The organism is Kitasatospora sp. NPDC051705 (assembly GCF_044453265.1).
Lineage (GTDB): Bacteria > Actinomycetota > Actinomycetes > Streptomycetales > Streptomycetaceae > Kitasatospora.
This window is the reverse complement of record NZ_JBITCO010000035.1, coordinates 1-17,737: the sequence shown is the minus strand read 5'-3', so window position 1 is coordinate 17,737 and position 17,737 is coordinate 1. Positions and strand designations below refer to the sequence as shown.

Here is a 17,737-nt window from a genome sequence, read left to right as displayed (position 1 = left end):
GCGGGGGAGCCCGGGGCACTGCCGTGGGGGGTGGGGGAGGTGGGGGTCAGGACTGCTGGTCCTCGGGGAGGCTGATCACCCAGCGGGTGTCCTGCCGGGGGCGCAGGTAGAACAGCCAGTAGAGGGTGGCGACGGCGGTGATGCCGCCGGTCCACAGCAGGGGCTCGGCGTCGAGCTGGGTCATCACGTAGACCAGGACGGCGATCAGCACCACCGGGACGGCCGGCCACAGCGGCATCCGCCAGGCGGGGGCGTGCTTGTGGTGGGCGCGGCGGGAGAGCAGCGCGGCGATCGCGACCAGCAGGTACATCCCGGTGACGGCGACACCGGTGATGTTGCTCAGCAGCTCGCCCTTGACGAAGCAGAGCGCGGCGCCGGGGAGGCCGACGGCCAGGGTGGCGATCCACGGGGAGCCGAACCGGCCCAGGGTGGCGAAGGCCTTGTTGACCGGCTCGGGCCAGGCCTTGTCGCGGGCGGAGGCGAACAGCACCCGGGAGTTCTGGATGACCATGACGATGCCGGCGTTGATGATGGCCAGCGCGACGCAGAGGCTGATGAAGGTGCCGACCGCGGAGTTGCTCCAGGCGGTGACCATGCCGGAGATGTCGCCCGAGGTGAGGGTCTGCAGGTCGGGGGCGCCGACGGTGATGGCGACGACCGGGACGAGGATGACCGCGGCGGAGATGCCGAGCGTCCAGAGCACGGTGCGCGAGACGTTGCGGCGGGGGTTCTCCAGCTCCTCGGAGAGGTAGACGGCGGTGGAGAAGCCCTGGGTGATGAACAGGGCGATGCCGAGCGCGCCGACGACGGCGCCGATGCTCACCGTGGTGGCGGTGCCGTCGTCCCCGCTGACGACGCCGTGCAGCAGGCTGGGGGCGCCGCTGTTGGCGTGGGCGAAGCCGAGGACCGAGACGACACCGGCGGCGATGACCTCCAGGACCAGGAAGATGCCGGTGATCCAGGCGTTGGCGCGCAGGTCGAGCAGGCCGGCCAGGGTGGCGGCGAGCATCACGGCGGCGCCGGTGATGGCCTTGTCGACGTGCAGCACGGGGGCGAGGTAGTCGGCGGTGCCGAGGGCGATGACCGAGGGGACGATCATCACCACGATCAGCGACAGCACGAAGACCAGCCAGCCCATCAGCCGGCCGGCCAGGGTGCCGACCATCGCGTACTCGCCGCCGGCGCTGGGGATCAGGGTGCCGAGCTCGGAGTAACAGAACGCGACGGCCACGCAGAGCACGGTGCCGATGGCGATGGCCAGGGCGGTGGCGCTGCCGATGCTGGAGAAGAGCTCCGGCACGATCACGAAGAGCGTGGAGGCCGGGGTGACGCACGACAGCGTGAGCAGCGTGCCGCCCACGACGCCGATCGAGCGCTTGAGCTGCTGGGGAGCGGCGCCCTCGGCCGCCGTGGCGGCTACGGTCTGTGGCGGGCGAAGCGTGTCGGTCATCTGGCTTCCGATCGGCTCTGTGCGGTCCTGGGGGTGGGAGCGGTATCGCCTCCGCTGGCTGGCTGCTCGGGTCCTTCGTCGGTCGCTCCCGGGGCGCAATGGAACCTTGGGCGTATTGATCGCGTCAACGCCGGAACTGCTTCGGAATCCGTTGCAGTACGGGGCATAAACATGCGATCTGATGATCGCTTTCAGTCATTGCGAGGTTTGTCCGCCTTGTTACCTCGGCCACATCGCGTGTGAATCCAAGGTGAACAGAGTGTTGAAGGCTGATATTCAAAGGCGTCGACCCGGGTGGACAGTGGTACGCCCAGGCACCTCCGACGTGTCCGGCGGCCCCCGCCCGGGGTGCGGGAACCGCAGCCCCGGCCCGGAAAGATCTAGGTAACGTTTCAGCACCTGGGACGCGGAGGGGCCGGACTCCCGGAGTCCGGCCCCTCTGCTCACCGTCCGTAGCCGGACCGCCGTCACGCCACCGGCAGCCAGCCGGTCTGGACCATCTGCCCGCCGGTCGCCCGGCGCGACACGAACACCCCGCGCCCCGGCGGCAGCGGCATCGGCCGGACCGCCCCCAGCAGCGCGCCCTCGTCCCGGTTCCCGGAGAGGATCACGCCCTGCCCGCCGAGCTCGCGCATCCGCTGCAGCACCGGCTCGTACAGCGAGCGCCCGGCGCCGCCCGCGCTGCGCGCCACGATCACCCGCAGGCCGATGTCCCGCGCGAACGGCAGGAACTCGGCCAGCGGCGCCAGCGGGTTGCCCGAGCTCGTCGCGACCAGCTCGTAGTCGTCCACGATCACGAACATGTCCTTGCCGCTGTACCAGCTGCGGTTGCGCAGCTGCTCGGCGGTCACGTCCGGGCCGGGCAGGCGGCGGGCGCAGGCCCCGCGCAGCATGTCCACGACGGACGCCATGGCCGGCTGCGCCGCCGCGTACTCCACCAGGTACTCCGACGGGACGGCGCCCAGCAGCGCGCGGCGGTAGTCGCCGACCACGATGCCCGCCTGGTCCGGCGTGTACCGCTCGGTGATCTGCTTGACCAGCATCCGCAGCAGCGCCGACTTCCCGGACTCGGTGTCGCCGAAGACGATGAACAGCGGATCGGTCTCGAAGTTCACGAAGGCCGGTGCCAGCTCGGCCTCGTCCACGCCGAACGCGACGCCGCGCTCCGGGTGCTCGAAGCCCTTCGGGAGCGCGTGCCCGTCCAGGACGGCCGGCAGCATCCGGACCTGCGGGGCGCGCGGCCCGCTCCAGGCCCCGTCGACGGCGGCCACCAGGCCGGCCACCCCGTCCTGCAGGTCGTCCACCGTGGAGGCCCCGTCCAGCCGCGGCAGGCCGGAGAGGAAGTGCAGCCGCTCCGGGGTGATGCCGCGCCCGGCCAGCGGCGGCACGTTCTGCGCCACCCGGCGGTCCACCTCGGACTCCATCGCGTCGCCGAGCTTCAGCTCGGTGCGGTTCTGCAGCAGGTCCTTCAGCGCCGGACGCACCTCCGCGTACCGCGCCGCGGTGATGATCAGGTGGACGCCGTAGCCGAGGCCGCGCTGGGCGATGTCGCCGATCACCGGCTCCAGCACCTCGAACTCCTGCTTGAAGGTGTTCCAGCCGTCGATCACCAGGAACACGTCGCCGAACGCCTCGTCCGGCAGCTGCCCGGCCGCGCGGCGCGCCCGGTACGTCCCGATGGTGTCGATCCCGGCGGCCCGGAACAGCTCCTCGCGCCGGTTCAGCACCCCGTGCACCTCGGAGACCATCCGGCGCACCTTGTCGACGTCCAGGCGCCCGGCGACCCCGCCGACGTGCGGCAGCCCGGCCAGCGACCGGAAGCTGCCCGCGCCGAAGTCCAGCAGGTAGAACTGCACCTCCAGCGGGGTGTGGGTGAGCCCGAACGAGGCGACGGTGGTGCGCACCACCGTCGACTTGCCCGAGCGCGGGCCGCCCACCACCAGGCCGTGGCCGGCCGCCCCCGCGTAGTCCACCTCCAGGATGTCGGTCTTCTGCTCCCGGGGCTTGTCCACGATCCCGATCGGCGCCCGCAGCCGGCCCATCGGGAAGCCGGGCGCGGTCAGGCCGCGCTCCGGCACCACCTGCAGCGGCGGCAGCAGGTGGTCCATGCTCGGCGCCTCCTCCAGCGGCGGCAGCCACACCTGGTGCGCGGCCGGGCCCTGGCCCGTCATCCGCTGCACGAACACGTCGAGCACGGTGTCGACCAGCGCGTCGTCCTGCTCCGGGGTCTGCGGCACCTCCTGCTCGGCCGCCGGCTCCGGCAGCTCCACCCGGGCCGCGGTGAACAGCACCGGTCGCGCGTTCACCCGGTGCCCGCCGGTCGACCGCTGCTGCCCCGGCGCCCGGTAGGGCCCGGAGACGTACGCGGCCTTGAACCGCTCCATCACGTCCTCGCCGAACTTGAGGTACCCGACGCCGGGCACCGGCGGCAGGTGGTACGCGTCCGGCACCCCGATCGCCGCCCGCGACTCGGCCGCCGAGAAGGTGCGCAGACCGATCCGGTAGGAGAGATAGGTGTCCAGACCGCGCAGCTTGCCCTCCTCCAGGCGCTGCGAGGCCAGCAGCAGGTGCACCCCGAGCGACCGGCCGATCCGGCCGATCTGGATGAACATCTCGATGAAGTCCGGCTTGGCGGTGAGCAGTTCGGAGAACTCGTCGATGATCAGCACCAGCGAGGGCAGCGGGTCCAGCGCCGCGCCGGCCGCCCGGGCCCGCTCGTACTCGTGGATGTTGGCGTAGTTGCCCGCCGAGCGCAGCAGCTCCTGGCGGCGGTGCAGCTCGCCCTCGATCGCGTCGCGCATGCGGTCGACCAGGGTGAGCTCGCCCTCCAGGTTGGTGATCACCGCGGAGGTGTGCGGCATGTCGGCCATGCCGGAGAAGGTCGCGCCGCCCTTGAAGTCGGCGAGGACGAAGTTGAGGATCTCCGAGGAGTGCGACATCGCCAGCGCCAGCACCAGGGTGCGCAGCAGCTCCGACTTGCCGGAGCCGGTCGCGCCGACGCACAGGCCGTGCGGGCCCATGCCCTCCAGCGCGGCCTCCTTGATGTCCAGGTACACGTGCTCGCCGTTGGCGCCGACGCCGATCGGCACCCGCATCCGCTCGTGCTGCGCGCGCGGGCGCCAGCTGCGGGTCACGTCGAAGGAGCCCGGGTCGCCCGAGTTCATCAGGTCGGTGAAGTCCAGGTTGGACAGCAGCGGCTCGTCGTCACCGCCGGCCGAGATCCGGTACGGCGCCAACTGGCGCGCCAGCGCCTCGGACTGCCAGACCGACAGGAGGTCCGGCTTGCCGGTGTACGTCGCCCCGGAGGCCGAGCGCAGCACCAGCTCCTGCGGGCCGACCGTCACCATCAGGTGCCCGCTCGGCTCGTCCAGGTCGCCCGGGACCACCTCGATGACGGTCACCCCCTGCACGCCCTCCGAGCCCGCCAGCAGCGAGTCGTGCGGCACCCCGGCACCGTCCATCACCACCACCAGGTGCGGCTGGTCGGCCACCGGGGAGGCGTCCCGGACGAACCGCTGGCGGCCGGCCAGCTCCTCCTGGAGCAGGTGCTCCAGCTCGCCCAGGTCGGTGGCGACCAGCCGGCGCGAGCCCGCGCCGTCGGCCTCCTTGCGGTGCTGGTTGTGCGGGAGCCACTTGGTCCACTCCCACTCCTCGGCGGCGCCCGGCGCCGCGGCCACCGCGACCAGCAGGTCGTCGGGGGAGTGCAGGGTGGTCAACTGGGCGATCATCGCGCGCACGTTGCCGTACACCGAGTCCGCGTCCCCGCAGACGGTGATGTGGTAGAAGGCGCGCAGCGACACCGCCAGGGGCAGGTCCTGCAGGGTGCCGTGAGCCTTGAGGAAGGAGTGCATGGCGGCCGAGGACAGCGGCTCCAGCTCGTCCATCGGAGCGGTCTGCGGGGCCACCAGCGGCGTGGACAGCTGCACCGGGCCCAGGCCCACCCGGATCTGGGCGAAGTCGCCGTCCCCGGTGCGGCGTTCCCAGAGCCGTCGGCCGTCCGCGACGATCGACCACAGCTGGTCCGGCGCGGGGTTCAGGAACAGCAGCGCGCCGCGCTGGCGCTCCGCGGTGCGGCGCACCTGGCGGCGCATCTGCTGCAGGTACTTGAGGTAGTCGCGGCGCTCGTCCGCCAGCGCGGTCGAGCCGCCCTTGCGGGCCCGCACGATCTGCGCCAGCACCATGCCGACCGTCGAGGCGATCATCAGACCGCCCATGATCTTCATCGGGGCCGCCGCGCCGGGCGCGAAGAAGAACACCGCGGAGCCGCCCATGCCGAGCATCGGCAGGATGCTCATCAGCCAGTCCTCGCCGCCCTGCCGGGGCAGTTCGGGAGGGCTCACCAGCTCCACCGGCTCGTCCGGCACCGCCGGCGGATAGGCCCTGGCCGGGCGCTTGACCGTGATCACACCCATGTGTCATCCACCCCGCGGCGTCGATCGATCACTTCGGCATCAGCCCTCACGCAACTGGACCCGCACGGCTCGTACGGGTTTCACCACGGGTGAGGACGCGCCTGCACGGCGCCGCCCCCGCTCCGCCGACCGCAGGTACCGGGTCGGGCCCGCCGCCCCGTACCGTGCGCAGGCGCCGATCCTAACGGTCGTCGCCGCCGCCCCCGCCAGGCCCCGCACCGGCCGCCGGCCCCGGCCCCGCGCCGCCGCCGGGCACGGAGCGAGCGGTAGGGTAACGCCGCGCCAACCGGCGGCCCGGCCGGGCCCGTTCACGGACGACCGGACGCCCGCGCAGCAGCCACACCGAGTGCCGCCGTGCCGCGGCACCGTCAACGAGGGGGAGCGCCCAGTGCGTCGAAGGATCGAGGTGCGGGCATGAGCGAGCAGCGCGGGCCCGTCGTCGGAGCACCCGCCGGGCGGAGCGGGGGGCGGGCATGAGCAGCGCCGCCGCGACCGGCTACTGCCGGGTCACCGTCGTCGCCCCGGACCGCCGGATCGACGTCGCCCTGCCCGAGGACGTCCCGCTCGCGGACGTCTACCCCGAGGTGCTCCGGCTGGCCAACCAGTCCCAGCCCGACGGCGCCCCGACCGGCTTCTACCTGGTCCGCCGGGACGGCACCGTCCTCGACAGCGGCCTGCCGCTCGCCGCCCAGCAGGTCCGCGACGGCGACCTGCTCGCGCTGCGCCCCTTCGCCGAGTCGCTCCCGCCGGCCGTCTACGACGACGTCGCCGACGCCATCGCCAGCGCCGTCGAGGCCGACCGCCGGTTCTGGAGCGCCGAGCTGATGCGGGCCTTCGGCCTGATCGGCGCCGGGCTCCTGCTCACCCTGCTGGGCTTCGCGCTCTGGTTCTCCGACCTGCGCCACGACATGCACGGCCTGCCCGGCGTCCTGGCCGGCGTCACCGCCGTCGTCCTCACCGCACTGGCCGGCGTCCGCGCCCGGGTCTACCAGGACGCCCACGCCGCCCTGGCGCTCGGCCTCGGCGCCCTGCCGCACGCCATGATCGGCGGCAGCGGGCTGATCGCCGTCACCCACCCGTGGGACGGCCCCGGCCGGCTCCAGTTCCTGGCCGGCTGCGTCACCGTCCTGGTCGTCGCCGTGCTGCTGGTCGGCCTGCTGCCCGAGCAGGACGCGGTGTTCGTCGCCGCCGCGCTGGTCGCCGCCGCCGGTGCGCTCGCCACCTTCGCCGCCGTCCTGCTGCCGGAGACCCCGGCGGGCCACATCGCCGCCGTCACCGGCGTCGCCGCGGTGGCCGCCGTCGGCTTCCTGCCCGGCCTGTCCGCCCGCTTCGCCCGGCTGCCCGTCGGCTTCAGCGCCCCCGGCCAGACGCGCACCCGCAGCCGCGACTACGACGAGGAGGCGGAGCGCGCCGAGGCCGTCCAGTACGAGCGGATCGCCCACCAGGCCCGCCGCGGCCACGAGGTGCTGGTCGGCCTGGTCGGCGGCTGCGCCGCGGTCGTGGTCGGCTCCTGCGCGGTGCTCGGCTTCACCGACCGGACCTTCCCCGAGCTGCTCGCGCTCGCCCTGGGGATCGCCACCATGCTGCGCGCCCGGCTGTTCCGCTACACCGCGCAGGTCTTCAGCCTCACCATCGCCGGGCTGCTCGGCCTCTCCCTGCTGATCGTCGGCCTGTCCCTGCACACCCCGCAGTACGTCCTGCGCGCCACCAGCGCCGCCCAGGTCGACCTGCGCACCGTCTGGCTGGCCGCCTCGATCGCGTTCGGTGCCGCGCTGCTCACCGCGATCGCCCTGGTGGTGCCCCGGCTGGGCGTCTCCCCGTTCTGGGGGCGCATCCTGGACCTGGTCGACAGCCTCACGCTGATCTCGCTGGTCCCGCTCGCGCTCGCCGTGCTGGACGTCTACCGGCTGGTCCGCGGCGCCACCGGCTGACCGGCCCGCACCCCTCCGCGGCCGCCCGCCCCGGCCCGCCGACCGGTGGCGTGGGCGGCACTGGTACGCTTGGCCTTCGAGCGCAGCCGTGTGTCCGCCCCCTTGGGTCGCAGACCGCCGGCCGCGCTCGTACGACACCGAGTTCTCACTGAGTCCTGTGCTGTCGACCAGGACCGCTCGGTAGACCCCGAAGGAGTTGCAGTGGCTCTCGCCTCTGACGTCAAGAAGCAGATCATCGCCGAGTTCGGCACCAAGGAGGGCGACACCGGCTCCCCCGAGGTCCAGGTGGCCATGCTCTCCCGTCGCATCTCGGACCTGACCGAGCACCTGAAGTCCCACAAGCACGACCACCACTCGCGCCGCGGCCTGCTGATCCTGGTCGGCCAGCGTCGCCGCCTGCTGCAGTACCTGGCCAAGAAGGACATCGAGCGCTTCCGTACGCTCGTCGACCGCCTGGGCATCCGTCGTGGTGCCGCCGGCGGCGCCCGCTAAGACCGCCGCTCGGGGCGGCTCCCCACACCGGGGAGCCGCCCCTCGCGCGTATGCCGCGGTGTTCGAACCGCGGCGCCCGGACATAACAACTCGCGCGCACCTCCCCGGGTGCCCGAGGATTGCACCGTAGGGTTGTGGGCATGCCGGGTGATGGCGCACCAGCGCGCCACCCGGGCACAAGGACCCGAACCCCCGCGGGCCGAAGGCTTCAAACGGAAGCCGCCCGCATCCGAGAGAGCGTCCAGACGCGGACCGCCCGCCCCGGCCCGGCAGCCGTGAGGCGCCGGTCCTCGGTAGTGGCCCCCGGAAACCCCGCCGGACGAGCGGGGAGCCCCGGAGGCTTCGATCGAAGACCGGCCCGACTGCCGGCTTCCCTGACGGGAGGACCCGGTCGGCCGGCAGGCAGTACGCGGGGACGCTCTCCCGGAGACGTACGAAAGAGGAGATCTTCCAGGTGGAAGAGAACGTGTTCTACGCCGAGGCCGTGATCGACAACGGCTCCTTCGGCACCCGTACCATCCGCTTCGAGACCGGCCGCCTGGCCCGTCAGGCCGCCGGCTCCGCCGTGGCCTACCTGGACGACGACACCATGGTGCTGTCGGCCACCAGCGCGTCCAAGCAGCCGAAGGAGCACTTCGACTTCTTCCCGCTGACCGTGGACGTCGAGGAGCGGATGTACGCCGCGGGCCGCATCCCCGGCTCGTTCTTCCGTCGCGAGGGCCGGCCCTCCGAGGACGCGATCCTCACCTGCCGCCTGATCGACCGCCCGCTGCGTCCGTCCTTCGTCAAGGGCCTGCGCAACGAGGTCCAGGTCGTCGTCACCGTGATGGCGCTCAACCCCGACCACCTGTACGACGTGGTCGCGATCAACGCCGCCTCCGCCTCCACCCAGCTGGCGGGCCTGCCGTTCTCCGGCCCGATCGGTGGCGTCCGCGTCGCGCTGATCAAGGGCCAGTGGGTGGCCTTCCCGACCCACAGCGAGCTGGAGTCGGCCGTCTTCGACATGGTCGTCGCCGGTCGCGTCCTGCCGGACGGCGACGTCGCGATCATGATGGTCGAGGCCGAGGCCACCGACAAGACCATCAAGCTGGTCGGCGACGGTGCCGAGGCCCCGACCGAGGACGTCGTCGCGGCCGGTCTCGACGCCGCCAAGCCGTTCATCAAGGTCCTCTGCGCCGCCCAGTCGCAGCTCGCCGCCCAGGCCGCCAAGCCGACCGGCGAGTTCCCGGTCTTCCTGGACTACCAGGACGACGTCCTCGCCGCGCTGACCGCCGCCGTCAAGGACGAGCTCGCCCAGGCCCTGACCATCCCGGGCAAGCAGGAGCGCAACAACGAGCTGGACCGCGTCAAGGCGCTGGCCGCCGAGAAGCTGCTCCCCGAGTTCGAGGGCCGCGAGAAGGAGATCAGCGCCGCCTACAACGCGCTGACCAAGAAGATCGTCCGCGAGCGCGTCATCAAGGACAAGGTCCGCATCGACGGCCGCGGTGTCACCGACATCCGCACCCTGGCCGCCGAGGTCGAGGCCATCCCGCGCGTGCACGGCTCGGCCCTGTTCGAGCGCGGCGAGACCCAGATCCTGGGCGTCACCACGCTGAACATGCTGCGCATGGAGCAGCAGCTGGACACGCTCTCCCCGGAGACGCGCCGCCGCTACATGCACAACTACAACTTCCCGCCGTACTCGGTCGGCGAGACCGGCCGCGTGGGCTCGCCCAAGCGCCGCGAGATCGGCCACGGCGCGCTGGCGGAGCGGGCGATCATCCCCGTCCTGCCCTCGCGCGAGGAGTTCCCGTACGCCATCCGCCAGGTCTCCGAGGCGCTCGGCTCCAACGGGTCCACCTCGATGGGCTCGGTCTGCGCCTCCACCATGTCGCTGCTGAACGCCGGTGTGCCGCTGAAGGCCGCCGTCGCCGGCATCGCCATGGGCCTGATCTCCCAGGAGATCGACGGTGAGACCCACTACGTCGCGCTGACCGACATCCTGGGTGCCGAGGACGCGTACGGCGACATGGACTTCAAGGTCGCCGGTACCCGCAACTTCATCACCGCCCTGCAGCTGGACACCAAGCTCAACGGCATCCCGGCGTCGGTGCTCGCCGCCGCGCTGAAGCAGGCCCGCGACGCCCGCCTGCACATCCTCGACGTGATGAACGAGGCCATCGACTCCCCGGACGAGATGTCCCCGAACGCGCCGCGCATCATCACCATCAAGATCCCGGTGGACAAGATCGGCGAGGTCATCGGCCCCAAGGGCAAGATGATCAACCAGATCCAGGAGGACACCGGCGCCGAGATCACGATCGAGGACGACGGCACCATCTACATCGGTGCCGCCGACGGCCCGGCCGCCGAGGCCGCCCGCACCACGATCAACCAGATCGCCAACCCGACCATGCCGGAGGTCGGCGAGCGCTACCTGGGCACCGTGGTGAAGACCACGACGTTCGGCGCGTTCGTCTCGCTCATGCCGGGCAAGGACGGCCTGCTGCACATCTCGCAGATCCGCAAGCTGGCCGGCGGCAAGCGCGTCGAGAACGTCGAGGACGTCCTCGGCGTCGGCGCCAAGGTGCAGGTCGAGATCGCCGAGATCGACCCGCGCGGCAAGCTCTCCCTGATCCCCGTCATCGAGGGCGAGGAGGGCGGCGAGGCCGCTTCCGAGTGAAGCGCCGCTAGCTGACCCCTTGCGGCCCGTACGCCTCCCGGCGTGCGGGCCGCACCCTGTTGCCCCCGCGTTCGTCCGCGCGTTCCCGCGCGCGTTTCCTCTGGAGGTACCCCCCGTGGCTCAGGCCCCGGCGGCGAAGCAGCGCCCCGGCACCACCCGGACCCTGCTCAAGGGCGTCGACGGCGCCGGCACGGTGCGCCGCACCGTCCTCCCCGGCGGCCTGCGGGTCGTCACCGAAACCCTGCCGACGGTGCGCTCCGCGACCTTCGGCATCTGGGTCGGCGTCGGCTCGCGGGACGAGACCCCGCAGCTCAACGGCGCCACCCACTACCTGGAGCACCTGCTCTTCAAGGGCACCGAGCGGCGCAGCGCGCTGGACATCTCGGCGGCCCTGGACGCGGTCGGCGGCGAGATGAACGCCTTCACCGCGAAGGAGAACACCTGCTACTACGCCCGGGTCCTGGACACCGACCTGCCGCTGGCCATCGACGTGGTCTGCGACATGCTCACCGGCTCGCTGATCCGCCCCGAGGACGTCGACGCCGAGCGCGGCGTCATCCTCGAGGAGATGGCGATGGCCGAGGACGACCCGGGCGACGTCGTGCACGACCTCTTCGCCAGGGTGATCTACGGCAGCGGCCCGCTCGGCCGCCCGATCCTCGGCACCCAGGAGACCATCAAGGCGCTCACCCGGGACCAGATCGCCGGCTTCTACCACCGCCGCTACCGGCCCGAGAACCTGGTCGTCTCGGCGGCCGGCAACCTCGACCACCGCAAGGTCGTCAAGCAGGTCGAGCAGGCCTTCGCGCCGGTGCTGGCCCGCTCGGAGGCGGCCCCCGCCGAGGCCCGCCGCGGCGTCAAGGCGCTGCGCACGGCCGGCAAGGTCGAGGTGCTCAACCGCTCCACCGAGCAGGCCCACCTGGTGCTGGGCGTGCCCGGGGTGCCCCGGCACGACGAGCGCCGCTGGGCGATGGGCGTGCTCAACGCCGCCCTCGGCGGCGGGATGAGCTCCCGGCTGTTCCAGGAGGTCCGGGAGAAGCGCGGCCTCGCCTACTCGGTGTACTCGTACTCCTCCTCCTACGCGGACAGCGGCCTGTTCGGCATCTACGCCGGCTGCCAGCCCAAGCGGGTCGAGGAGGTGCTGCGGATCTGCCGCGCCGAGCTGGCGAAGGTGGTCGCCGAGGGCATCACCGAGGAGGAGCTGCAGCGCGCGATCGGCCAGATCTCCGGTTCCACCGTGCTCGGCATGGAGGACACCGGCTCGCTGATGAACCGGATCGGCAAGGCCGAGCTCAGCTACGGCCACCACCTGTCGGTGGACGAGATGCTGGGCCGGATCGCGGCCGTGACCCTGGACGACGTGCACGAGGTGGCCCGTGATGTGCTGGGCGCGTACCGGCCGTCGCTGGCGCTGATCGGCCCGGTCAACGACAGGCGGGCGGCCAAGCTCGCCGACCTGCTGGTGTGAGAGGACTACCGCTATGACGCTGCGTGTCGCCGTGATCGGCGCCCGGGGACGGATCGGCTCCGAGGCGGTCAAGGCGGTGGAGGCCGCTCCGGACATGGAGCTGGTCGCCACCCTCGGCCGCGGGTCGAAGCCGCAGGAGCTGACCGAGGCCGGTGCCCAGGTCGCCGTCGAGCTGACCCACCCGGACTCGGTGATGGGCAACCTCGACTACTGCCTGAACCACGGCATCCACGTGGTCACCGGCACGACCGGCTGGACCGACGAGCGGCTCGACACCGTCCGCGGCCTGCTGGCCGGGGCGCCGGAGCTCGGTCTGCTGATCGCGCCGAACTTCTCCATCGGTGCGATCCTCGGCATGAAGTTCGCCCAGACGGCGGCCCGGTACTTCGAGTCGGTCGAGGTGGTCGAGCTGCACCACGACCGCAAGGCCGACGCCCCCAGCGGCACCGCCACCCGCACCGCGCAGCTGATCGCCGCGGCCCGCGCCGAGGCCGGCCGGCCGCCCCAGCAGGACCCGACCACCCACGGCCTGCCCGGCGCCCGCGGCGCCGACGTGGACGGGGTGCCGGTGCACGCCGTCCGGCTGCGCGGCCTGCTCGCGCACCAGCAGGTGATGTTCGGCGACACCGGTGAGACGCTGACCATCCGGCACGACTCGCTGCACCACAGCAGCTTCATGCCGGGCATCCTGCTGGGCGTCCGCAAGGTCGTCGACCACCCGGGGCTGACCTTCGGCCTCGAGCACTTCCTGGACCTGTGACCGTGCCGATCCCCAGGAGCGCGTCATGACCTCCCGTACCGGCTTCTTCGTCCTGTCCGGCGTGCTGCTGCTGGTCGCCCTGATCTGCGTGGGGGAGGGCGTCCAGCTGGTCGCCACCGGCAAGCCGCTCGGCATCGGCATCGGGGTGTGCGCCTTCGTGATCCCGGTGATCGGCGTCTGGTTCCTGCGCCAGACCGTCCGCTTCGGCCGGGCCAGCGAGCTGCTCGCCCGGCAGCTCGAGGCCGAGGGCGGCCTGCCCGTGGACGAGCTGGTGCGCACCGGGGGCGGGCGGATCGACCGTGCCTCGGCCGACGCGGTGTTCGCCCGGCGCCGGACGGAGGCGGAGGCCTCGCCGGCCGACTGGCGGGTCTGGTTCCGCCTCGCGGTGGCGTACGCCGACGCCGGTGACACCCCGCGGGCCCGCAAGACCATGCAGCACGCCATCAGGCTGCACAGCACCGATCCCGCAAGGAGCAACGCGTGAGCGACGAAGCGCCGGTCCCCGGCTTCCGCAGCGACGTCACGGTGGAGCTGGTCCGCAGTGCCGCCGCCGACTCGGACGTCATCTGGGCGGCCCGGGTCTCGACCGCGGGGGAGCAGTCCCTGGAGGCGGTGCGGGAGGACCCGGAGAAGTCCGCGGGCCTGATCAACTTCCTGATGCGGGACCGGCACGGCACGCCCTTCGAGCACAACTCGATGACCTTCTTCATCAGTGCGCCGATCTTCGTGTTCCGCGAGTTCCACCGGCACCGCAGCGGCTGGTCGTACAACGAGGAGTCCGGCCGCTACCGCGAGCTGCAGCCGGTCTTCTACGTCCCGGCGGAGGAGCGCAAGCTCGTCCAGCAGGGCCGCCCGGGCCGCTACGAGTTCGTCGAGGGCACCCCGGAGCAGCACCGCACCACCACGGAGGCGATGGAGGCGGCGTACCGCGAGTCCTACGCCCGCTACCGGGAGATGCTGGCGGCCGGCGTGGCCCGCGAGGTGGCCCGCGCGGTGCTGCCGGTCGGCCTGTTCTCCTCGATGTACGCGACCTGCAACTCCCGCTCGCTGATGCACTTCCTGTCGCTGCGGACCAAGCGGGAGAACTCGGCGGTGCCGTCCTTCCCGCAGCGCGAGATCGAGATGGTCGCCGAGCAGATGGAGCAGGAGTGGGCGAGGCTGATGCCGCTCACCCATGCGGCCTTCGAGAAGCACGGCCGGGTCGCCCCCTGACCTGGGGCGATGGGCATATGGCCTGAGTGTCTGGCATGTCTGGATTGCGGCTTTTCTGGCCGCTCCCTACATTCGTGAACACGGATCCCGGTGCTGCCCGAACCCCCGAGCGGGCAGCACCGGGATCCCACCCCTCCGCCGTTCCCCCCGCCCGGCCCCGTCCGGCCGCCGCCCGTTTCGGCCGCTCACGGCACCTGCCCGATGTCCGAACCCTGGACCGGTGTGGGTACCGCCCCACCGCCTACGAGTAGCTTTGGACGCATGGCTCCGACCTCCACCCCCCAGACGCCCTTCGGCCGGGTCCTGACCGCGATGGTCACCCCGTTCACCGCCGACGGCGGACTCGACCTCGACGGCGCCCAGCGCCTCGCCACGCACCTCGTCGACTCCGGCAACGACGGTCTCGTCGTCAACGGCACCACCGGTGAGTCCCCGACCACCAGCGACGCCGAGAAGGCCCAGCTCGTCCGCGCCGTGGTGGAGGCGGTCGGGGACCGTGCCCACGTGGTCGCGGGCGTCGGCACCAACGACACCCACCACAGCGCCGAACTGGCCCGCCAGGCCGAGGCCGCCGGAGCCCACGGCCTGCTGGTCGTCACCCCGTACTACAGCAAGCCCCCGCAGGAGGGCCTGTACCGGCACACCGTGCACATCGCCGACGCCACCGGCCTGCCGGTCATGCTCTACGACATCCCGGGCCGCAGCGGCGTCGCGCTCTCCCACGAGACGCTGGTCCGCCTCGGCGAGCACCCGCGGATCGTCGCCAACAAGGACGCCAAGGGGGACCTCGGCGCGGCCTCCTGGGCCATCGCCCGTTCCGGCCTCGCCTGGTACTCCGGCGACGACGTCCTCAACCTGCCGCTGCTCTCCGTCGGGGCCGCCGGTGTGGTCAGCGTCGTCGGGCACGTGGTGGCCGGCGAACTGCGTGCGATGATCGACGCGTACCTGTCCGGCGATGTGGCCAAGGCCACTGCGATCCACCAGAGCCTGCTCCCGGTGTTCAGCGGTATGTTCCGCACGCAGGGCGTCATCCTCACCAAGGCGGCACTGGGGCTCCAGGGCCTCCCGGCCGGCCCGCTGCGGCTGCCCCTGGTCGGTGCGACTCCCGAGGAGATCGCGCAATTGACGAAGGATCTCGCCGCCGGCGGGGTACACCTGTAGCAGACACAGACGTGCGCGCCCCGGCTCGCCGGACCCTCACGGGCCCGCCGCTGGACCGGACCGAAGGCGCGAGAGCACAGACCCGGTAGGAAAACGACACTGAGAACGCACGCCATATGTCTCCAGGGGAGGACCCTGGACATATGGCGTGCGTCGTGAGGAGAGTCTTTTGAGTCACCCGCATCCCGAACTCGGCGCGCCCCCCGCCCTGAAGGAGGGCGCCCTCCGCATCACTCCGCTCGGCGGCCTCGGCGAGATCGGCCGCAACATGACGGTCTTCGAGTACGGGGACCGCATCCTGATCGTCGACTGCGGCGTCCTCTTCCCCGAGGACGAGCAGCCCGGTGTGGACCTGATCCTCCCGGACTTCAGCTACATCCGGGACCGCCTCGACAAGATCGACGGCATCGTCCTCACCCACGGCCACGAGGACCACATCGGCGCCGTACCGTTCCTCCTGCGGGAGAACCCGGACATCCCGCTGATCGGCTCGAAGCTGACCCTCGCCCTGATCGAGGCCAAGCTCGCCGAGCACCGCATCCGGCCGTACGTGCTGGAGGTGAAGGAGGGCCAGCGCGAGCGCATCGGTCCCTTCGACTGCGAGTTCATCGCGGTCAACCACTCCATCCCGGACGCCCTCGCGGTCGCGGTCCGCACCCCCGCGGGCATGGTCGTCGCCACCGGCGACTTCAAGATGGACCAGCTGCCGCTCGACGGCCGCCTCACCGACCTGCCGACCTTCGCCAAGCTGGCGGAGGAGGGCATGGACCTGCTGCTGGTGGACTCCACCAACGCCGAGGTCCCCGGCTTCATCCCGCACGAGCGGGACATCTCGGCCGCGCTGCGGAACGTGTTCGCCAACGCCGACAAGCGCATCATCGTCGCCTCCTTCGCCAGCCACGTGCACCGCATCCAGCAGGTGCTGGACGCCGCGCACGAGTACAAGCGCAAGGTCGCCTTCGTCGGCCGCTCGATGGTCCGCAACATGGGCATCGCCCGCGACCTCGGATACCTCAAGGTCCCCGGCAACATGGTCGTCGACGTCAAGCAGCTGGACGACCTGCCGGACAAGGAGGTCGTGCTGATCTGTACCGGCTCGCAGGGCGAGCCGATGGCCGCGCTGTCCCGGATGGCCAACCGCGACCACCAGATCCGCATCGTCGAGGGCGACACCGTCGTCCTGGCCTCCTCGCTGATCCCGGGCAACGAGAACGCCGTCTACCGGGTCATCAACGGCCTGACCCGCTGGGGCGCCAAGGTCGTGCACAAGGGCAACGCCAAGGTGCACGTCTCGGGCCACGCCTCGGCCGGCGAGCTGCTGTACTTCTTCAACATCTGCAAGCCGCGCAACCTGATGCCCGTCCACGGCGAGTGGCGGCACCTGCGCGCCGCCGCCGACCTGGGCATCGCCACCGGTGTGCCGCGCAACCGCGTGGTCATCGCCGAGGACGGCGTCTGCGTCGACCTCGAGAGCGGCGTCGCCCGCATCGTCGGCAAGGTGCAGGCCGGGTACGTCTACGTGGACGGTGCCTCGGTCGGTGACATCACCGAGGCCTCGCTGAAGGACCGCAGAATCCTCGGCGAGGAGGGCTTCATCTCGGTCTTCGTCGCGGTCGACTCGGCCAACGGCAAGATCGTGGGCGGCCCGACCATCCAGGCCCGCGGTTCCGGCATCGAGGACAGCGCGTTCGCGCCGGTCGTCGCCAAGCTCCAGGAGGCCCTGGACCGCTCGGCGAGCGACGGCGTCCTGGAGCCGCGCCAGGTCCAGCAGCTGGTCCGCCGGACCATCGGCAAGTGGGTGGCGGACAACTACCGCCGCCGGCCGATGATCCTCCCGGTCGTCGTCGAGGTCTGATGCCGTGAGGGCCTGGTCCCTGGCCCGGGCCGGCTCCTGAGGGGTGCCACCCCGCAGGAGCGGGCCAGGCCGGTCCCGGTTTGACGTGGGGCAGCCCGGTGCGTAATGTTCTCCGGGTTGCCCCACGGGACGGCCCCGCCGGAAGTTCTCGAATATGAATTCGGGAATGACCGCGGAAAACGGCCCGGAAAACTCTGGTAGAGTTCGGGAGCGCCGAAAGGCAAAAAGCCAGTCGGGTGAATGAAACTCCGGGAAAACGGAGCGGAAAACATCTGATAAGCTGGAAACACGAAAGAACGAAGCGCCCGGAGGGCCTGCTGGAAGGCAGACCGAA

General features: G+C 71.8%; 11 protein-coding genes. 9 read left to right on the top strand and 2 right to left on the bottom strand.

Going from position 1 to position 17,737, the window contains the following annotated elements:
• Positions 1-46: 46 nt before the first annotated feature.
• Both ACIA8Q_RS30340 and eccCa read right to left on the bottom strand, forming a co-directional pair.
• Positions 47-1,450, bottom strand: a complete 1,404-nt coding sequence (locus ACIA8Q_RS30340; protein ID WP_360214409.1) for an APC family permease — start codon at positions 1,448-1,450, stop codon at positions 47-49.
• A gap of 467 nt (positions 1,451-1,917) precedes the next feature.
• The gene (gene eccCa / locus ACIA8Q_RS30335; protein WP_360214407.1) at positions 1,918-5,862 is read right to left on the bottom strand and encodes a type VII secretion protein EccCa; all 3,945 of its coding nucleotides are present in this window, start codon (positions 5,860-5,862) and stop codon (positions 1,918-1,920) included.
• A 473-nt stretch (positions 5,863-6,335) separates the two neighbouring features.
• Between eccCa and eccD the strand changes: the two genes are divergently transcribed.
• The 9 genes from eccD (at position 6,336) to ACIA8Q_RS30290 (ending at position 17,403) form a co-directional block, all read left to right on the top strand.
• Positions 6,336-7,793 (top strand): type VII secretion integral membrane protein EccD, encoded by a 1,458-nt coding sequence (eccD, locus tag ACIA8Q_RS30330; protein WP_360214405.1) that lies wholly within the window; start codon positions 6,336-6,338, stop codon positions 7,791-7,793.
• A 201-nt stretch (positions 7,794-7,994) separates the two neighbouring features.
• Positions 7,995-8,285 (top strand): 30S ribosomal protein S15, encoded by a 291-nt coding sequence (rpsO, locus tag ACIA8Q_RS30325; protein WP_360214403.1) that lies wholly within the window; start codon positions 7,995-7,997, stop codon positions 8,283-8,285.
• A gap of 454 nt (positions 8,286-8,739) precedes the next feature.
• Positions 8,740-10,947, top strand: a complete 2,208-nt coding sequence (locus tag ACIA8Q_RS30320) for a polyribonucleotide nucleotidyltransferase (RefSeq protein WP_360214402.1) — start codon at positions 8,740-8,742, stop codon at positions 10,945-10,947.
• A gap of 115 nt (positions 10,948-11,062) precedes the next feature.
• The gene (locus tag ACIA8Q_RS30315) at positions 11,063-12,415 is read left to right on the top strand and encodes a pitrilysin family protein (protein WP_360214400.1); all 1,353 of its coding nucleotides are present in this window, start codon (positions 11,063-11,065) and stop codon (positions 12,413-12,415) included.
• 13 nt (positions 12,416-12,428) lie between these two features.
• Positions 12,429-13,175, top strand: coding sequence for a 4-hydroxy-tetrahydrodipicolinate reductase (gene dapB, locus ACIA8Q_RS30310; RefSeq protein ID WP_360214398.1), 747 nt, complete (start codon positions 12,429-12,431; stop codon positions 13,173-13,175).
• Between the two features lie 25 nt (positions 13,176-13,200).
• Entirely contained in the window at positions 13,201-13,659 is a 459-nt protein-coding gene (locus ACIA8Q_RS30305) for a tetratricopeptide repeat protein (RefSeq protein ID WP_360214396.1), read from the top strand.
• A complete protein-coding gene (gene thyX / locus ACIA8Q_RS30300; protein ID WP_360214394.1) occupies positions 13,656-14,387 on the top strand; it encodes an FAD-dependent thymidylate synthase in 732 nt (243 codons plus the stop codon). Before ACIA8Q_RS30305 ends, thyX begins: the two co-directional genes overlap by 4 nt.
• A 261-nt stretch (positions 14,388-14,648) precedes the next feature.
• Positions 14,649-15,548: a 4-hydroxy-tetrahydrodipicolinate synthase gene (gene dapA, locus ACIA8Q_RS30295; RefSeq protein ID WP_360214392.1), complete on the top strand. Its 900-nt coding sequence runs from the start codon at positions 14,649-14,651 to the stop codon at positions 15,546-15,548.
• 169 nt (positions 15,549-15,717) lie between these two features.
• On the top strand, positions 15,718-17,403 hold the full coding sequence (locus tag ACIA8Q_RS30290) for a ribonuclease J (RefSeq protein WP_360214390.1): 1,686 nt from the start codon (positions 15,718-15,720) through the stop codon (positions 17,401-17,403).
• The last annotated feature ends 334 nt before the right edge of the window (positions 17,404-17,737 follow it).

Excerpts from the sequence above, each read along its gene's own strand:
- ACIA8Q_RS30340 (WP_360214409.1), bottom strand. The coding sequence starts at position 1,450 with ATGACCGACACGCTTCGCCCGCCACAGACCGTAGCCGCCACGGCGGCC.
- eccCa (WP_360214407.1), bottom strand. The coding sequence starts at position 5,862 with ATGGGTGTGATCACGGTCAAGCGCCCGGCCAGGGCCTATCCGCCGGCG.
- eccD (WP_360214405.1), top strand. The coding sequence starts at position 6,336 with ATGAGCAGCGCCGCCGCGACCGGCTACTGCCGGGTCACCGTCGTCGCC.
- dapB (WP_360214398.1), top strand. The coding sequence starts at position 12,429 with ATGACGCTGCGTGTCGCCGTGATCGGCGCCCGGGGACGGATCGGCTCC.
- ACIA8Q_RS30305 (WP_360214396.1), top strand. The coding sequence starts at position 13,201 with ATGACCTCCCGTACCGGCTTCTTCGTCCTGTCCGGCGTGCTGCTGCTG.
- dapA (WP_360214392.1), top strand. The coding sequence starts at position 14,649 with ATGGCTCCGACCTCCACCCCCCAGACGCCCTTCGGCCGGGTCCTGACC.